We start from the raw sequence: 17332 nt of genomic DNA on the forward strand, positions 1-17332 counted from the left end.
TTAACGGCTGACCCGCGGCGGTACCACCGATTATTCGGGGCGTTCGGCCGTCGCCTACCGGTTGACTGCAGGATGTTCATGTGCTCGTCCACCCTCGTACCGGCCAGGCGTTCGATTCTCCCGTGGTCCCCGGCACCGGATGGCCGGGCGACCCGGCGACCCCGGAGACGGAGGTCGCCGCCGACGCCGCACAGGTCGCCGCGCTGGCGCCCCGCGCCGCGTCGATCCCCGAACTCGACGCCCTGATCAGTGTCTGCCGCGCCTGCCCGCGGCTGGTCGACTGGCGCGAGGACGTGGCCGTCCTGAAACGGCGGGCCTTCGCCGACCAGCCGTACTGGGGCCGCCCGGTGCCGGGCTGGGGGTCGGAACGGCCCTGGTTGTTGATCGTCGGGTTGGCGCCCGCCGCGCACGGCGCCAACCGGACGGGCCGCATGTTCACCGGGGACCGGTCCGGCGACCAGCTCTATGCCGCGCTGCACCGGGCCGGGCTGGTGAACCAGCCGACCAGCGTGGATGCGGCGGACGGGTTGCGGGCCAACGGCGTTCGGATCGCCGCACCGGTGCGGTGTGCGCCCCCGGCCAACGCGCCGACACCGGCGGAGCGCGACACCTGCTGGCCCTGGCTGGAGGCCGAATGGCGGCTGGTCGCCGAGCATGTGCGCACGATCGTGGCTCTGGGCGGATTCGCCTGGCAAATCGCGCTGCGGCTGCCCGGCGCGTCCGCGATGCGCAAGCCGCGGTTCGGCCACGGGGTCGTGGCGCAATTCGCGCCTGGCGTGCGATTACTCGGCTGTTACCACCCCAGTCAGCAAAACATGTTTACCGGTAGGTTGACACCAGCAATGCTCGACGACGTTTTTCGCGACGCGAAAAGGCTGGCAGGGATTAAGTGACCGACGTTCTGATTTCTGGCGCTAGCGTGGCCGGTGCGACGACCGCTTATTGGCTTGGCCGCCATGGCTATTCGGTCACCGTGGTGGAGCGCCATCCCGGGCCGCGGCCGGGCGGCCAGGCGATCGACGTGCGCGGGCCGGCGCTGGACGTGCTGGAGCGCATGGGCCTGCTGGCCGCCGCCCAGAAGCGGAAGACGCAAATCCGCGGCGCCTCCGTCGTCGACAGCGACGGCAACGAGCTGTCCCGCGACACCGAGTCGACACCCACGGGTGGGCCCGTCGACAGCCCCGACGTCGAGTTGCTGCGCGACGACCTGGTCGAATTGCTGTACGGCGCAAGCCAATGGACGGCGGAATACATCTTCGACGACACCATCACCGGGTTGGACGACGACGGTACGGCCGTCCACGTGACCTTCGAACGCGCAGCCGCGCGCAGCTTCGACTTGGTGATCGGCGCGGACGGATTGCACTCCAACGTGCGCCGGTTGGTGTTCGGCCCCGAGGAGCAATTCATCGAGCGGCTGGGCACGCATGCGGCGATCTTCACCGTGCCCAATTTCCTTGACCTGGACTACTGGCAGACCTGGCATTACGGGGACGCCAGCATGGCCGGGGTCTACAGCGCCCGCAACAACACCGAGGCCCGGGCCATGCTCGGTTTCATGGACGCCGACCTGCGGATCGACTACCGCGACACCCAGGCGCAGTTCGCCGAGCTGGAACGGCGGATGGGCGGCGACGGGTGGGTGCGTCCGCAGCTGCTGGAATACATGCGCAGCGCACCGGATTTCTACTTCGACGAAATGTCGCAGATCAAGATGGACCGCTGGTCGAAGGGCCGGGTCGCGCTGGTCGGCGACGCCGCATACTGCTGCTCGCCGCTGTCGGGCCAGGGGACCAGTGTGGCCCTGCTGGGCGCCTACATCCTGGCCGGGGAGCTCGCCGCGGCCTCTCACGACGGGACGGTCGACTACGAGCTCGGCTTCGCCAACTACCACAAAGAGTTCAACGACTACGTCAAGCGCAACCAATGGCTCGTCGTTGACAACATCCCCGGCGGGGCTCCGATACCGCAGGAGGTCTTCGACCGGATCGTCAGCTCGATCACGCTGAAGGACTACTGAGCCTGGGGGAGGCGCGCCCGAGGGAACGTTCGCACGCCGAAAGGCGTTGACGCGAACGTGCGTCTTTCCGTCCTTGATCTCGTCCCGGTCCGCACGGATCAGACGACCGCCGATGCGCTGGCGGCAACCGTGCAACTGGCCCAGGCCGCGGATCGGCTGGGTTACACGCGCTACTGGGTCGCCGAGCATCACAACATGCCCTCCGTCGGGGCCACCAGCCCGCCGGTCCTGATCGCCTACCTGGCCGCGCAAACCTCGCAGCTGCGTCTCGGGTCCGGCGGCGTGATGCTGCCCAACCACGCGCCGCTGGCGGTGGCCGAGCAGTTCGCGCTGCTGGAAGCCGCCGCCCCTGGCCGCATCGACCTGGGCATCGGGCGGGCGCCCGGGTCGGACCCGGTGACCGCCTACGCGCTGCGCGGCGGCCGCGGCGAAGAAGACATCGAGAACTTTCCGGAATACCTCGACGACGTGGCGGCGCTGATGAGCGCGCGCGGCGTGGTGGTGCCGCTGCGCTCGGGGAACTATCGGCTCAAGGCCACCCCGGCGGCCGCCGGTGAACCCCGCCTGTGGCTGCTGGGCTCGTCCATGTACTCGGCGCACTTGGCCGCCGCCAAGGGGTTGCCCTACGTGTTCGCGCACCACTTCTCGGGGCAGGGGACCGAGGAGGCGCTCGAGCTCTACCGGTCCCGGTTCAAGCCCAGCGCCGTGGCCGCCGAGCCGGTGACGTTCCTGACGGTGAACGCGGCGGTGGCCGAAACCCGCGACGAGGCAACGGCGTTGATGCTGCCCAATCTGCAGATGATGGCGAAGCTGCGCACCGGACAGCCCCTGGGGCCGGTGCCGCTCGTCGAGGAGGCGCAGGGCGCGGAGCTGACGCCGCCGCAGCAGCAGATCGTGGAGAGCGGGTTGCGACGCGCGGTCCTGGGCACGCCCGCCGAGGCCGCCGACCAGTTACGGGCACTCGCCCAACGGTTCGGCGTCGACGAGGTGATGGTCAACCCGGTGGCCTCGGCTCGCCGCGGCACCCGGCCGGCCACCGCGCCGGCGCGGGTGGCGACCCTGGAACTGCTCGCCAAGGAATTGTTCTAGCCGTCAGTCCGTCACACCCGATCGCTGCGAATCGACGGGGCCGGCGACCGCATTGCGGCCGGTGATCCAGCGCCGCAGTTCGTCCGCCGGTAACGGCGGGCTGTGCACGAACCCCTGGGTGATGGTGCAGCCGTAACGCCGCAGCGCGCTCAGCGTGGCCTCGTCTTCCACCCCCTCGGCGACGAGGTCGGCGCCCAGGTTCTGCGCCAAGTCCACGGTGGACTGCACGATGGCCACCGATCGGGGATCCTGCGCCAGCCGCGCCACGAATCTCCTGTCCAGTTTCAGCTCGTCGACCGAGACATCCTGCAGACGGGCCAGCGACGACCATCCGGTGCCGTAGTCGTCCAGCGAGATACGAACGCCGAGAAGCTGCAGGGCGGCGACGGTGTTGCGGGAGCGCTCCGAGTCGACCAGGGCGCTCTCGGTGATCTCGATGATCAGCGCGTCCGGGGGTAGTCCGTGGGTCCGCAGCAGCCGTTCGATGGTGACCGCGAGGTCCAGATCGAGCAGGTTCGTCGTCGACAGGTTCACCGCGACCGTCAGCGCGATGCCCTGATCGCGCCAGAACCGGACCTGTTCGAGGGTGAGGTTGATGGTGCGATTGGCCAACGTGCGCATCAACCCGGCGCGTTCGGCGGCCGGGAGGAACTCTTCGGGCAACAGCAACCCGCGCGCGGGGTGCTGCCAGCGCAGCAGGGCCTCGACGCTGTGCACGCTTCCGTCGCTGGCGTTGACCTTCGGCTGGTAGTGCACCGTCAGCTCGTCGCCATCGATCAGCGCGGCGCGCAGCTCCCGGATGAGGTTGGGGTCGTGGTCGCGATCCACCTCGAAGCCCGACTCGTACACCGCGATCTTGCTGAGGGCGGACTTGGCGTACGGGATTGCCGCCTCGGCGCGATTCAACAGCTCCTGCGGGTGATCGCAATGATCGGGGTACAACGCGATGGCGACGCAGGCGTCGACCTGCACACTGATCGCGTCCAGTTCGAACGGGATGCTGATGGCCTCGAGTAACCGGCCCGCCTGGGCCCGTGCGGCGGCGAGGTCCGATCCCTCGCCCAGCAGAATGGCGAATTCTTCGTCGCTCACGCGGGCGAGCAGGTCGTCGCGACGCATGTTGTGCGCGAGCCGGTTTGCGACCCGCCACAACAACTCATCGCCGAAGTGGCGACCGACCGAGTGGTTGATCTCCCGCAGCTGGGGCAGATTCAGCAAGAGCAGCGCGCGACGCGACGACGTTCTCGCCGGCAAGTCGGACGCCGACAGCGCGGTCAGCGCCGTTGCCAGCGACCGCCGATTGGGCAGTGTGGTCAATTCGTCGGTCATGGCCTGTTTGTGGCTTTCGGCCAGCAGGCTGACATCCCGGAACGTCACCGAGAATCGGGCGGCGACCGCCACCAGACTCAGCGCGGCGAGCGTGGATGCGAGCCGCGAATCGTGCCCCAGGATGGCGACACCGAGTGCCACGACGGTGCACGTCACCGGAACGGCGTAGGCGTCGAGTCCGCGCCGCGTCACCGGTGCCGCCGACGACCCCCGCGCCCAGCTGGCCAGCGCCACCAGCAGCGACGAGGCCGGCCAGAGCGCGTCCAGCGTGGTGCCTACCCGGTACGAGCCCGCCGACGTCTGGAAGAGGTACGCGGTGTCCGCGACCGCGAAACCGATTAGCCCGACGACAAGGAAGGCCCAGCGAAACTCGCTGCGCCAGCCGAGGATTGGCAGCATGCCGACGGCCAGGGCCAGCAGCACCAGGTCGCCCCACGGATAGATCAGGCCTACCAACACTGTCGCGGGTGTCCGGTGCGCGGCCGCATGCATGGGCCCGTCCCGCAGCGCCGCTGCCAGTGCGGCCACGGCCAGCGCGCACACCAGGGAATCGAGGCGTACCGGCATCGGCACCCGCTTGAGGCGGGATCGCATCAGCAGCACTATCCCGGCATAGACGAACGGGTAGAACGCCAGGTATTCGGGATCGGCAACCGACGGCGAGTGCGCGTTCGGCACCCACAACGCGTACACGACATCACCGAGCGCCGAGAGCGCCATGCCCGCCGCGATCAGAGACCACGCAAGCCGGTCGGCTTTGAGGCGGTACGCGCGAACGGCGATCAGCCCGGCCGCCAGCAGGTTCAACGCTGAATACAGGGATTTGGCGAAGAAGACGCTGTGGCCGGCATTCGGTGCGACGGCGCTGGTCACCGTGAAGGAGACCACGCCGATGATCAAGCCCGCCAAGGCGATCCGGATCGGCGTCGGGGGCCACCGAACGCCGTCGACCCCGTCCTGCGGCCGTGCGGGTCGTGACACGTCCACGTCGGCGGCGCGCCTGCGCATCTGCGTCGTGCTCGTCGCGACGACCGGCGCCGCGATTGCCGGCTCGGCCAGCGCGATGGCCGGCTCGGCGGGCGCGATTGCCGGGAAGGAATAGGAGAGCGGCAGATCGGGCACAAAGCTCCGAACGCATTGGCCGCCTTCGCGTTTGGCGGTGTACATGGCCAGGTCGGCGTGCCGGAGGAGCTGCTCGACGGTGCATTCCGACGCGGCGGTCGCGACCGTGAAGCCGACACTCGGCCGGACCGGTATGGGAACTCCGTCGACCAGGATCGGGGTGTTGAACGCCTCGAGGACTCGATGCGCTGCCACATGCGACTCTTCGATGGGGCCCTCGAGGAGGACGGCGAATTCGTCACCACCGAGGCGAGCGGTGACGCACTTGTCGCCCAACGTGGCGGTGAGTCGCCCGGCGACCCGGACCAGCAGTTCGTCACCGGCGGGGTGGCCCAGGGCGTCGTTGACCGATTTGAAGTTGTCGAGGTCGAGACACAACACCCCGATGGGTGCGATGTCGCAATTCCGCCGGGCGACGGCCTGTTCCAGCCGATCAAGGAAATACGCCCTGTTGGCCAGTCCCGTCAGACTGTCGCGGAACGCTTCCCGCGCCACCTCGGACAGCAGCCTCTGGTTCTCCATCAGCATCACGAACTGCCGGACGAGCACCGCCGCAACCAGGATCCCCAGCGCCATCAGCAGAGGTCCGTGCGCCATCAACCTGACCGCGCGGGTCAGGCCGACCGCGGCGGCCACCAGCAGTGGCAGGTACGGCAACCACAGCCGGGTGCGTGACCGTATTTCGTCGTCACGCGACCCCGGCACCGGCACCTCGTGGACGCTGGACAGCGCGGCGAGCGCGATCATGCCCAGGCCGGCTACTCTGCCCAGATCCACGAGATCGCTCACCTGATAGCTGCCGATCCCGCTCTTGAACACCATCGCGATGTCCGCGACGCTGATCGCCGTCACGCCCCCGGCCAGCAGGTTGCGGCTCGGCGGGTCGCCGCGACGGACCCGGGACAGCATCAGGATCGAGGTCGTCAGCAGGAGGACGTCGTTGAAGACTTCGGGGATCGTCGTCGCCCGGGAGCCGCTGTCCTCGCGCAGTTGTTTCTCGAGGACGAAGACCCACGACACCACGAACAGCGACGTCGCCACGATCAGGCCGTCCAGCACCAGTCGCCGCGGGCTATGCCGGGAGAAGCGCGACAACAGCACCAACGACGTGAAGGCGCCGAACGGCCAGAGCAACAGCACGATCTCGGCGGCGGCCGGATGCGTGGCGTGGGCCAGCTCCGGACGCACGTCGTACACGGCCCAGATGACCTCGCCGGCCGCCCAGCCCAACAGGGCCGTCACCATCGCCAGCCACCCGGCCCGGTGCCGACCGTCTGCGGACAGGGCCGCGTAGCCCGCGCACCCCGCCCCGAACAGCAGGCACGCCGCGAGAGCGATTTCGTCGACCGGCCGCGTCGCGTAGACGCCCCTCCAGTTCGCGATCGAAGACGCGACCACCAGCGCGGCCGCCGAACCGTAGACACCGAGGACGAGCCGACCCAGGCGCGGGGGCAGCCGGAATCGCCGCCAAGGATTTCCCGCCCACGGCTTCATACCCACTCCAGCTCATCCCGCGCCGTGCGGTGAGCAGTCCAAGAGTTCACCGAGCGCTAGTGGAGAATAAACCTCCCCACCAGGTCTAAGGTCAACGCCGCGTGAGTACCACGACCGGAATCGGCCGCGACGTCTTCTTCTGGTACGCCGTGTAGCGGTCGCCGTTGTTCTTGTTGACGATCTGCCATAGCCGCGGGTAATCGGCATCATCCGGTAACACGGGGCGGGCGGTGACCGCAAAACGCCTTGGGCCGACGTTGATTTCCACGTCCGGATTCTTCCGCAGGTTGTGATACCACCCGGGCGCGCGGGGATCGCCGCCCCTGGAAGCGACCACCAGGTAGTCATCGCCGTCGCGCGCATAGGTGAGCGCCGCGGTACGCGGTTGGCCCGTCTTGGCGCCGACGGTATGCAGCAGCAGGCTGGGTATCAGCAGGAAGCGATGACCGATCCAGCCGTTCGTCTTGCGATAGACGGTGTCGTGCAGGCGCAACATCGGGGGCAGTAGACGCTGCTCGACCCAGGACGGAAATGCCATCAGCCCAGTATTACTGGCTGGCGTCGATGCGGGCCAGTGCCGAACGCAGGATCTGCGCGGTGGCGTCCCGGTCGGGATCGCGCCTCAGCAGCATCCCTTTGGCGACCGACAGCTTGTCGCCGTTGCGCCGGGGCAGCACGTGCAGATGAATGTGGAACACCGTCTGGAAGGCGGCGCCGCCGTCGTTGATGGCGACGTTGGTCGCGTCGGCCAATTCGGTTGCGCGGGCGGCACGGGCGATCCGCTGGCCGATCGTGATCATCCCGGCCAGCGTCTCGGGCGGGGTGTCGGTGAGATCCACGCTGTGGCGCTTGGGGATCACGAGGGTGTGGCCTCGGGTGAACGGGCGGATGTCAAGGATGGCCACATACTCGTCGTCTTCACAGATCCGGATGGCCGGGGCCTCACCGGCGACAATCGCACAGAACACGCAGGACATGTCGCCCACGGTACTGGCCGGGGGATACGCTGCCGCAGTGGACGCTCGCGACGCGGCCCGCGATGTGGCTTATGCCGGCGCGGCCACTCAGGCCCGCATGCTGGCCGACGGTGAGCTGACCGCGCCCGAGCTGCTCGAGATCTATCTGGAGCGGATCGCGCGGCTGGACAGTCAGTTGCGCTGCTACCGCGTGGTGTTGGCCGACAGCGCGCGCTATGAGGCGGCCGTCGCGCAGGACCGCCTCGACGCGGGTGAGCGGCTGCCGCTGCTCGGGGTGCCGATCGCGATCAAAGACGACGTCGACGTCGCCGGCGAGGTGACGACGTACGGCAGCGGCGGGCACCGGCCCGCGGCGAACTCCGATGCGGAGGTGGTCCGCCGGCTCCGCGCCGCCGGCGCCGTCATCCTCGGCAAAACCAATGTGCCCGAGCTGATGATGTTTCCCTACACCGAGTCGCTGGCCTTCGGGGCGACCCGCAACCCCTGGAACCTCACCCGCACCCCGGGCGGCAGCAGTGGCGGCAGCGCGGCGGCGGTGGCCGCCGGCCTGGCTCCGCTGGCGCTGGGATCCGACGGTGGTGGCTCGATTCGCATCCCGGCGATCTGGTGTGGCCTGTTCGGTCTGAAGCCCCAACGCGACCGGGTGTCGTTGGAGCCGCATGACGACGCGTGGCACGGGCTCAGCGTCAACGGCCCGCTGGCCCGGTCGGTGCTGGACGCCGCGCTGTTCCTCGATGCGACATCCACCGTGCCGGGGCCCGAAGGGGAGTTCTCGGCCGCGGCGGCGCGCAGCCCCGGTCGGCTGCGCATCGCCTTGAGCACGAAGGTTCCCACGCCGTTGCCCGTCAGGATCGGCAAGGAGCAGCTCACGGCGGTCCAGCAGGCCGGCGCGTTGCTGCGTGATCTGGGCCATGACGTCATCCGCGCCGAACCCGACTATCCGCCGTCGGCCATCATGACCAACTACCTGCCCCGCTATCTGCGGGGTATCAGCGACGACGCCGACGCACTGGCGCATCCCGAACGCCTGGAAGCGCGCACCCGCAACCTGGCGCGCGCCGGTTCGCTGTTCTCCGATCGCAGGATGGTCGCCCTGCGCGACGCCGAGGCGGCGGCGAGCGCCCGGATCCAGTCGATCTTCGACGACGTCGACGTCGTCGTCACGCCGGGCAACGCCACGGGGCCGTCCCGAATCGGTGCCTACCAACGCCGCGGCGCGGTGTGGACGCTGCTGGCGGTGGCGCAGCGCGTGCCCTACCAGCAGGTGTGGAACCTGACAGGGCAGCCCGCCGCGGCCGTCCCGTGGGACTTCGACGGCGACGGCCTGCCGATCGCCGTGCAGCTGGTGGGCCGGCCGTTCGCGGAGGCGACGTTGTTGTCGCTGGCCGCGCAGATCGAGTCCGCCAGGCCGTGGGCGCATCGGCGACCGCCGGTGTCATGAGCGAAGAATTTCGCGCCAGGCGGCCAGCTTGACGCCGGGTCGCACGGCGTGGGCCGGGCTCGTCGACGGCAATCGTCGGTAGTCGATGCGCTCATCGGCCTCGGCCAGCCTGTGGTACAGCGCGGCGGCCTTGGCGCCGTTGAAGTACACCCGCGCGATGGCGGGGTACCGCGCGAACAGTTCGCCGAACTCGTTGACCACCACGCTCCTGGGTTCGATTGCCGAGTCCGCGCTGCCGGCGCGGCGGCAGGCGCGCACCACGTCCCAGAGGGCCACGCCCGCCGATTGCAGGGCGGCCAGCCGCTTTTCGTACGCCGCCGCCGCGTCGAACCCGAACAGCTCGCCGGTGATCGCCCAGAACGCATTTCGCGGATTCCCATAATACTGGCCTACCGCCAGGGATTGGGCGCTCGGAAACGAACCCAGGATCAGCACCCGGGCATTCTCGTCGACGACCGGTGGAAAACCCCCAGCAGCGGTGCGCTCATCACTTCAGATCATGACGTGTCCTGTCGGCGCCCGTTGTACGTTGGCGACGTGGACGGGGACCTGCTCGACGGACTAGAGGGCAGCGCACGCGCTGAGCGGGCGGAGCTGGTCGAGTGGCTGCTCGAGCAGGGCATCACCCCCGACGAGATCAGGGCCACGAACCCCCCGCTGCTGCTGGCGACCCGCCACCTCATGGGTGACGACGGCACCTACGTGTCCGCCCGCGAGATCAGCGAGACCCACGGCATCGACCTGGATCTCTTGCAGCGGGTGCAGCGCGATCGGCTTGGCCCGGGTGGAGGACCCCGACGCGGTCGTGCACATGCGCGCCGACGGCGAAGCCGCCGCCTACGCCCAGCGTTTCGTCGAGCTCGGGCTGGACCCCGAGCAAGTGGTGCTCGTGGTCCGGGTGCTCGCCGAAGGGCTCTCACGCGCCGCCGAGGTCATGCGCTACACCGCGCTTTCGGCGATCATGCGGCCCGGCGCCACCGAGCTCGAAATCGCCAAGGCCTCAAAGGCTTTGGTGGGTGAAATCGCGCCCGAGCTCGGGCCGATGATCCAGCACATGCTATTCATGCAGCTGCGTCACATGATGGAGACCGAAGCGGTCAACGCGGCCGAGCGCGCCGCCGGCAAACCCCTGCCGGGTGCGCGCCAGATCACCGTCGCCTTCGCGGACCTCGTCGGCTTCACCCGGATCGGCGAAGCGGTGTCGGCGGAGGAGCTGGGGCATCTGGCCAACCGACTGGCGGTCCTGGCGCGCGACATCGCCACCCCGCCGGTGCGATTCATCAAGACGATCGGCGACGCGGTGATGTTCGTCTGCCCCGACCCGCTGCCCATGCTCGACGTGGTGGTGAAGCTGGTGGAGGCCGTGGACACCGACAACGACTTCCCACGGCTGCGGGCGGGCGTGGCCTCCGGCATGGCGGTGAGCCGGGCGGGCGACTGGTTCGGCAGCCCGGTCAACGTCGCCAGCCGGGTCACCGGTGTGGCGCGTCCGGGCACCGTGCTGGCGGCGGATTCGGCCTGGGAGACCGTTGCGGACATCGGCGAGTTCAACGGGTCGTTCGCAGGTGCGCGCCGCCTCAAGGGCATCAAGAACGAGGTCAAGCTCTTCCGTATTCGCCGGGGCGACGGCGGGGACTGAGTCGGACATCCGTCCGACATGGGCAGGCCCGGACGACTCTGGGGGGCGTTGGGCTCCGTCATGCGCGGGTCCTACGCGGCCGGTCTTCTACCCTGACTTCCGGCGCTTTGAATTGGTCGTTTCCGGGCCTGCTTCGCTACCAAAAATACAACGTGACGCAGGTCATATCAACGGGTTCTCCGCACTTAAACACACCTTTTCGCGGACGGCCGTTCGCGGGCCCGTCGCCCACGACGCGCGTGCCGTCGCCGGGCGGCGTTCGCCGCCGGTGAACGCTGTTCCCCAATCCGTGTAACGGTGTAATCATGTAATTATGAAATCGCATCACACGCACGGCCGGCGCTACGGCCGCCCCGGCGGCTGGCAGCAAGCCCAACAACCCGACGCCAGCGACGCCGCGGAATGGTTCGCCGGGCGTCTGCCCGAAAGCTGGTTCGACGGCGACCCGACGGTCGTCGTCGACCGCGAGGAAATCACCGTCATCGGGCGGCTGCCGGAACCGCAGGGCGCGGAGAACGAGGAGACCGGGGCCCGCGCGGAAGGACGTGCTTCCCGGTTCCGCGAGGAAACCCGTTCGGAGCGAATGCACATCGCCGACGAGGCGCAAGATCGCTACGGGCGCAAGGTTTCCTGGGGCGTCGAGGTCGGTTCCAAAGCCGGCGCAGAACGAATCCTGTTCACCCACATCGCGGTTCCGGTGATGACACGCTTGAAGCAACCCGAGCGGCAGGTGCTCGACACGCTGGTGGATGCCGGTGTCGCCCGGTCTCGCGCCGACGCTCTGGCGTGGTCGGTCAAGCTGGTCGGTGAACATGCCGAGGAATGGCTGGCCAAGTTGCGTAGCGCCATGTCGGCGGTCGACGACTTGCGCGCGGAGGGCCCGGACCTTCAGTCGTAGGCCGGTGCCCCGGCCGCCCCGAACCGAGAAACTATGCCCCGGTTGGGGTTTGACCAGATCTCAGCCGCCGTAGTTGGTCCACCACGTGTGCAGGTCTTCGAGGGCGGGCGGATCCCCGTAGACGTCACAGAGCATGAGTTTGGCCTCGTTGGTCCAGATGACGTTCGGGTGGTTCTTGTAGGTTCCGCACGCGATCGTGCCGGCGGTCACCGTCGGGGTGCTGTCGTGGTGCCAGCCATCCGGTGACTGCCCCGCTCCCGGGCAGTTCGTCAGTTGCACGGCGGCCACGTCGTCGTCGAACGCCTTCTTCAGCACGTCCTCGTCGGCGAACAGTCCATAGACGGCCCGAGACGGCCCACCCTGATTGGTGTTCTGGTCGCAGTCGACCATGGCCAGCGCATTCACCCAGATGCTGTTCGACTTGGGGGTCGCGGGCGTGCAAGCGCCGCCGGGATACCCGGTGGGCAGCATGCCGAGCAGCTTGCTCTGCGGGTTGCCGGCCCGGGTCGTTGTCGTGGTGGTGACGGCCCTGGTGGTGCTCGACGTGGTCGAGGTGCGGTTCGCCTGCGGGTTACCGTCGTCGCCTCCCATGACCACGACGATGCCGACGGCGGCGAGCGCAACGACAACCACCAACGCGGCGACGGCGGCGATGATGGGCCAGGGGCTGCGTCGTTTGGGTGGGGGTTGGTTCCAACCCGGTCCGCCGAATTGCGGTGGAGGGCCGCCCCAATGGGCGCTGGCTTGGTAATAGGGCGGTGTGGCCGGGGGCTGGGCGGCGGCCGGGATGGGGCCGCTGTCGGGCCGCCAGGTCGGGGCGCTTTGCGCGGGTATCGGAGTTGAGCCGAGCGCGGGGTTGGGTGTCGGCGACTCTGGTCTCGGCGACTCCGGTGCCGGCGGCGGTGTGGGGGGAGGGGCCATGACGGTGCCCGGCAGGGTGGCTTCCTGACTGCGGCGCAGGATGGTGGCGGCGTGGTCTTGGTCGGGGTCGCTGAGCGCGTCGTGGGCGGCCAGGGCGAGGTCGCCGGCGCTCGCGTAGCGGTCCTCGGGCTTCTTGGCCATGCCGCGGCTGATCACCGCGTCGAAGCCCTTGGGAATACCCGGCCGCAGCGCGCTGGGCTGGGGTACGGGGTCCATGGTGTGGGCGGTGACCAGCGCGCCCGCGCTGCTGGACGTGTACGGCGGGGATCCCGTGAGGCATTCGTAGAGCACGCAGGCCAGGGCGTAGATGTCGGCGCGGTAGGTGACCTCGGCGTTGGAAAACCGTTCCGGCGCCATGTATTTCCATGTTCCGACGGCGGTGCCCAGCTGGGTCAGCTTTTCGTCGGTGGTGGCGCTGGCGATCCCGAAGTCGACGAGGTAGGCGAAGTCGTCGCGGGTGATGAGGATGTTTTGCGGTTTGACGTCGCGGTGCATGACCCCGGCGGCGTGGGCGGCATCCAGCGCCGAGGCGATCTGGGTGATGATGGCCACCGCCCGCGGCGGGGACAGCGGGCCGAAGCGTTTGAGCACACCGTCCAAATCGGTGCCCTCGATCAGGCGCATCTCCAAGAACATCTGGCCGTCGATCTCGCCGTAGTCGTGGATGGGCACCACGTGCGGCTCCTGCAAACGACCGGCGGTGCGGGCTTCGCGTTTCATCCGCTCCCGAAACACCGGGTCCTTGCTGAAGGCCTCCGAGAGCAGCTTGACCGCCACCGTCCATTCCTTGACGGTGTGCTCGGCCTCGTAAACCTCGCCCATTCCACCGCGTCCAAGCAGGCGCTTCAGGTGATAAGGCCCGAAATCCGAACCCACCCGCGAGGCCTGCTCATCGCTCATCGCCGATCCTTCACACCCAGCCACCACACCATCGCCACCCGACAATCACCGGGCGCACCGGTCAGCCGCAATTCCCTGACCCAGCAACCATGACGGTAAGCCCCCATCCGGCCCGACGCATGACAATCACCCGATTTCCCGGGCGGACGCGGTGTTGCTAACTCTCGCCGTCGGCGGCGATCTGAAACGTGAATTCGTAGTCGCAGATGCGGACGTGATCGCCGTCGCGCAGCGTGGCAACGGAGCGGATTCGCTCGTGTTGCACGTGGACCCCGTTGGACGATCGGAGGTCGTTGATGATGAAGCTGGTGCCCGTGTCGACGATGACGGCATGGTGGCGGCTGACTTTGGGGTTGTCGAGGACGATGTCGTTGTCGCCGAGCCGCCCGATCCGGGTTGCCGCCTCTCGCAGCGCGTAGCTGCGTCCCGAGGCCTCGTGCAGGTAGGCGATGGCCCGCTGCCCGGACGTCATCGCATGCTCTTCGAGGACCGTGACGGTGTCGACGGCGGCGGTCTTGGCGCTGCGCTTAACGTCCAGCGGTTCCTGCCGCAGTATCCGCTCGTTGAGCGACCGCAGCGTCGGCCCCGGGTCGATCCCCAGGTCGTCGGCGAGCGTGGTCTTGACCCGGCGGTAGGCGGCCAGCGCGTCCGATTGGCGGTCCGTGAGGTAGTAGGCCGTGATCAGTTGGGCCCATAGCGGTTCCCGGTAGGGGTGCTCGCCGGTCAGCGCCTCCAGCTCCGTGATCACGGCGGACGCGCGCCCGCAGGCGATTTCGGCCTCCGCCTTCGCGCCGTGGACCTGAAGTTTCTCCTCGACAAGGGAAGTCGCGAAGGTGTCGACGAACCCGAACTCGCGCAGGTCCTCGAGCACGGGCCCGCGCCATTGCGCCAAAGCGGCGGTCAGGTGCTGGCTGGCGTCTTCGAATTCGCCCCTGGCGGCCGCGTGCACGCCCGCGGTCTTCTCGGCAATGAATCGGCCCAGATCGCAAGCGTTTTCGGTGATGGTGAGCCGGTAACCAGGCGGCGCCGCGGCCAGCACCGCTCGCGGGTCGATGCCGGCCGTGCCGAGCAACTTGCGGAGGTTGGACACATAGGAATGGATGCTGGCCCGTGCCCCCGACGGGGGCGCGTCCCACAGGGCGGTGATGAGCCGGTCGACCCCGACGGGGCTGTTGCGGTTCATCAGCAGCATGGCCAGCACCGCCCGCTGTTTGGGGGTGCCCAGGGCCACCGGGGTGCCGTCAACGCTCATGTCCAACGGTCCGAGCAGACCGAGTTCGAGACGCTTGTCCACCATCGCCTATCGGTCCTTCCGGCCCATTGTGCTTGCCATTGTGGCTATGCCCTTGTCATGGCGTAGTAGGCGCCCCGCCTGGCCAGCAACTCGGCGTGACTGCCCTGTTCGACGATCCGTCCGGCCTCGACCACGACGATGCGGTCTGCCTCTCGGACCGTCGAAAGCCGGTGCGCGATAATGAAACTCGTGCGGTCGCGGCGGAGCTCCGACATGGCGCGGGCGATGAGTGCCTCGGTTCGGGTGTCGACCGAACTGGTCGCCTCGTCGAGGATCAACAGCCGGGGCCGGGCGAGGAATGCGCGGGCGATGGTGATGAGCTGCTTCTCGCCGGCGCTGATGTTGCCGCCGCCGCCGCTGACCCGCGTCTGGTAGCCGGCTGGCAGGGTGTGCACGAACCGGTCGACGTAGGCCGCCTTCGCGGCCCGCACCACCTCATCAGCGCTGGCGTCGGGCCGCCCGTAGGCGATGTTCTCCGCGATCGTCCCGTCGAAGAGCCAGGTGTCTTGCAGCACCATGCCGATCCGCGAACGCAGCGACTGCCGGCTCACGGTCGTGATATCGGTGTCGTCGACCAGGATCCGGCCGGAATCGACGTCGTAGAACCGCATCAACAGGTTCACCAGGGTGGTCTTGCCGGCCCCGGTCGGCCCGACGATCGCCACCGTGGTTCCGGGCTCGGCCACCATCGACAGGTCGTGGATCACCGGGGTGTTCGGGCGGTAACCGAAGCTGACGTGCTGAAACTCGACTCGGCCGGTGGGGGCCGCGCCGGGCCGGGCCAGGGTGGCCTCGGCGTCCGGCGATTCCTCGGGCTCGTCGAGCAGATCGAACACTCGCTCGGCGCTGGCCACCCCGGACTGCAGGGTGTTGTACATCCCAGCCACCTGGCCGAGAGGGGCATTGAACTGCCGGACGTATTGGATGAAAGCCTGGATGCCGCCGAGGGTGATGCGGCCGGTGGCCACCTGCAGGCCGCCCACCACGGCGACGGCCACGTAGCCGAGGTTGCCGATGAAACCCGTCGCGGGCGCCACGAGGCCCGAGAAGAACTGCGCGCCGAAACTCGCCTGGTAGACGTCGTCGTTGCAGTCGCGAAAGTGGCCGCGCGCCGCGGCCTGGTGGCCGAACGTCTTGACCACCGTGAAGCCGCTGTAGGTCTCCTCGATGTGGGCGTTGAGGCGACCGATGCTCGTCCACTGCGCCACGAACAGGCGCTGTGCGCGCCGCGCGATCGCGCGTGTCGCCAGCAGGGTCAGCGGCACCGCCGCCACGGTGATCAGCGCTAGCAGCGGCGAGATGGACACCATCATCGCGAGCACCGCCACCACGGTCAGGATCGACGTCACCAACTGGCTGATGGTCATCGACAGCGACGACTGCACGTTGTCGATGTCGTTGGTCACCCGGCTCAACAGCTCACCGCGTTGGCGCCCATCGAAGTAGGACAGCGGCAGCCGGTGGATTTTGTCCTCGACGTCCGAACGCAGCGCGACCATGGTGCGCTGCACGGTGACGTTGAGCAGCCGCGCCTGGGCCCAGATCAACAGTGCCGAAACCAGATAAAGGCCCAACGCCAGCACCAGCGTTCGCGCCACCGCGCCGAAGTCCACGCCCTTCCCCGGCACCACGCTCATTCCCGACAGCAGGTCGGCGAAGGTGCCCTCGCCCCGCGCGCGGGCCGCGGCGACGGCCTGCGCCTTGGTGATGCCCGCGGGGAGCTGTCGCCCGATGACGCCGTTGAACAGCAGGTCGGTGGCGTGGCCGAGGATGCGCGGGACGATGACCCCGATCACCGTCCCGGTGATCCCGAGGCCGATCACCGCGACGCTGAGCCGGCGTTGTGGGGCAAGCCTTTTCGCCAGCCGGGTGGCCGACCCCCAGAAGTCACGGGACCGGCCGGCCGGTGCCGGGGCCAAGCCGCGGGTGGCCGGCGCCGTCATGACGCGCCCCCGGCCTGGCCGGATTGCACCGCGCTCACCGACTGCGAGTCGGCGAATTCGGCGTAGGCGGGGCAGTCGGCGAGCAGCGAGTCGTGCGTGCCGCTGCCTACCAGTTTCCCGTTGTCGACAACGATCACCTGGTCAGCCTCGGCGGCGGTCGAAACGCGTTGGGTGACAACGATGACGGTGGCAGCGGCCGCTATTTGCTTCACCGACGCGCGGACCCGTGCGTCGGTGTGGACGTCGAGCGCGCCGAACGAGTCGT

General features: G+C 68.7%; 11 protein-coding genes and 3 pseudogenes. 6 read left to right on the forward strand and 8 right to left on the reverse strand.

Going from position 1 to position 17332, the window contains the following annotated elements; all coding sequences use genetic code 11:
- Positions 1 to 65 precede the first annotated feature (65 nt).
- The 3 genes from A5713_RS07940 to A5713_RS07950 are packed head-to-tail and all read left to right on the forward strand — an operon-like array spanning position 66 to position 3109.
- On the forward strand, positions 66 to 893 hold the full coding sequence (locus A5713_RS07940; RefSeq protein ID WP_067927077.1) for a uracil-DNA glycosylase: 828 nt from the start codon (positions 66 to 68) through the stop codon (positions 891 to 893).
- Positions 890 to 2020, forward strand: a complete 1131-nt coding sequence (locus A5713_RS07945) for an FAD-binding protein (protein WP_068094341.1) — start codon at positions 890 to 892, stop codon at positions 2018 to 2020. Before A5713_RS07940 ends, A5713_RS07945 begins: the two co-directional genes overlap by 4 nt.
- A gap of 57 nt (positions 2021 to 2077) precedes the next feature.
- The gene (locus A5713_RS07950; RefSeq protein ID WP_068094344.1) at positions 2078 to 3109 is read left to right on the forward strand and encodes an LLM class flavin-dependent oxidoreductase; all 1032 of its coding nucleotides are present in this window, start codon (positions 2078 to 2080) and stop codon (positions 3107 to 3109) included.
- A 3-nt stretch (positions 3110 to 3112) separates the two neighbouring features.
- Here the strand turns inward: A5713_RS07950 and A5713_RS07955 are convergent, their stop codons facing one another.
- The 3 genes from A5713_RS07955 to A5713_RS07965 form a co-directional block, all read right to left on the reverse strand.
- Positions 3113 to 7054, reverse strand: coding sequence for a bifunctional diguanylate cyclase/phosphodiesterase (locus A5713_RS07955; RefSeq protein WP_082972839.1), 3942 nt, complete (start codon positions 7052 to 7054; stop codon positions 3113 to 3115).
- A gap of 91 nt (positions 7055 to 7145) precedes the next feature.
- On the reverse strand, positions 7146 to 7592 hold the full coding sequence (locus A5713_RS07960; protein WP_067927069.1) for a nitroreductase family deazaflavin-dependent oxidoreductase: 447 nt from the start codon (positions 7590 to 7592) through the stop codon (positions 7146 to 7148).
- Between the two features lie 10 nt (positions 7593 to 7602).
- Positions 7603 to 8031: an HIT family protein gene (locus A5713_RS07965; RefSeq protein ID WP_068094372.1), complete on the reverse strand. Its 429-nt coding sequence runs from the start codon at positions 8029 to 8031 to the stop codon at positions 7603 to 7605.
- Positions 8032 to 8068: 37 nt separating this feature from the next.
- Here A5713_RS07965 and A5713_RS07970 point away from each other — a divergent pair, with 37 nt between their 5' ends.
- Positions 8069 to 9472, forward strand: coding sequence for an amidase (locus A5713_RS07970; RefSeq protein WP_369804385.1), 1404 nt, complete (start codon positions 8069 to 8071; stop codon positions 9470 to 9472).
- Here A5713_RS07970 and A5713_RS07975 read toward each other — a convergent pair.
- A pseudogene (locus A5713_RS07975) lies at positions 9467 to 9960 on the reverse strand (DNA-deoxyinosine glycosylase). The gene A5713_RS07970 and the pseudogene A5713_RS07975 sit on opposite strands and share 6 nt — an antisense overlap.
- A 16-nt stretch (positions 9961 to 9976) precedes the next feature.
- Between A5713_RS07975 and A5713_RS07980 the strand changes: the two are divergent.
- Together A5713_RS07980 and A5713_RS07985 are read left to right on the forward strand one after the other, a co-directional pair.
- A pseudogene (locus A5713_RS07980) lies at positions 9977 to 11111 on the forward strand (adenylate cyclase regulatory domain-containing protein).
- 313 nt (positions 11112 to 11424) lie between these two features.
- On the forward strand, positions 11425 to 12009 hold the full coding sequence (locus A5713_RS07985) for a hypothetical protein (RefSeq protein WP_068094345.1): 585 nt from the start codon (positions 11425 to 11427) through the stop codon (positions 12007 to 12009).
- 60 nt (positions 12010 to 12069) lie between these two features.
- On the opposite strand, the gene A5713_RS07990 is transcribed toward A5713_RS07985, so the two are convergent.
- The 4 genes and pseudogenes from A5713_RS07990 to A5713_RS08005 all read right to left on the reverse strand — a co-directional run.
- Complete coding sequence (locus A5713_RS07990; RefSeq protein WP_068094353.1) at positions 12070 to 13830, reverse strand: serine/threonine-protein kinase; 1761 nt, start codon at positions 13828 to 13830, stop codon at positions 12070 to 12072.
- A gap of 157 nt (positions 13831 to 13987) precedes the next feature.
- On the reverse strand, positions 13988 to 15127 hold the full coding sequence (locus A5713_RS07995; RefSeq protein ID WP_068094356.1) for a BTAD domain-containing putative transcriptional regulator: 1140 nt from the start codon (positions 15125 to 15127) through the stop codon (positions 13988 to 13990).
- A gap of 41 nt (positions 15128 to 15168) precedes the next feature.
- The gene (locus tag A5713_RS08000) at positions 15169 to 17067 is read right to left on the reverse strand and encodes an ABC transporter ATP-binding protein (RefSeq protein ID WP_068094364.1); all 1899 of its coding nucleotides are present in this window, start codon (positions 17065 to 17067) and stop codon (positions 15169 to 15171) included.
- Positions 17064 to 17332, reverse strand: a pseudogene (locus A5713_RS08005) (ABC transporter ATP-binding protein); the annotation flags it as partial. The gene A5713_RS08000 and the pseudogene A5713_RS08005, both read right to left, overlap by 4 nt.

Origin of the sequence: Mycobacterium sp. E2497 (assembly GCF_001668695.1) — a bacterium.
Taxonomy (GTDB): domain Bacteria; phylum Actinomycetota; class Actinomycetes; order Mycobacteriales; family Mycobacteriaceae; genus Mycobacterium.

Bases quoted from the DNA above. Each gene is read 5' to 3' on its own strand.
- A5713_RS08000 (WP_068094364.1), bottom strand. From the start codon at position 17,067: ATGACGGCGCCGGCCACCCGCGGCTTGGCCCCGGCACCGGCCGGCCGG.
- A5713_RS07990 (WP_068094353.1), bottom strand. From the start codon at position 13,830: ATGAGCGATGAGCAGGCCTCGCGGGTGGGTTCGGATTTCGGGCCTTAT.
- A5713_RS07995 (WP_068094356.1), bottom strand. From the start codon at position 15,127: ATGGTGGACAAGCGTCTCGAACTCGGTCTGCTCGGACCGTTGGACATG.
- A5713_RS07965 (WP_068094372.1), bottom strand. From the start codon at position 8,031: ATGTCCTGCGTGTTCTGTGCGATTGTCGCCGGTGAGGCCCCGGCCATC.
- A5713_RS07960 (WP_067927069.1), bottom strand. From the start codon at position 7,592: ATGGCATTTCCGTCCTGGGTCGAGCAGCGTCTACTGCCCCCGATGTTG.
- A5713_RS07955 (WP_082972839.1), bottom strand. From the start codon at position 7,054: ATGAAGCCGTGGGCGGGAAATCCTTGGCGGCGATTCCGGCTGCCCCCG.
- A5713_RS07985 (WP_068094345.1), top strand. From the start codon at position 11,425: ATGAAATCGCATCACACGCACGGCCGGCGCTACGGCCGCCCCGGCGGC.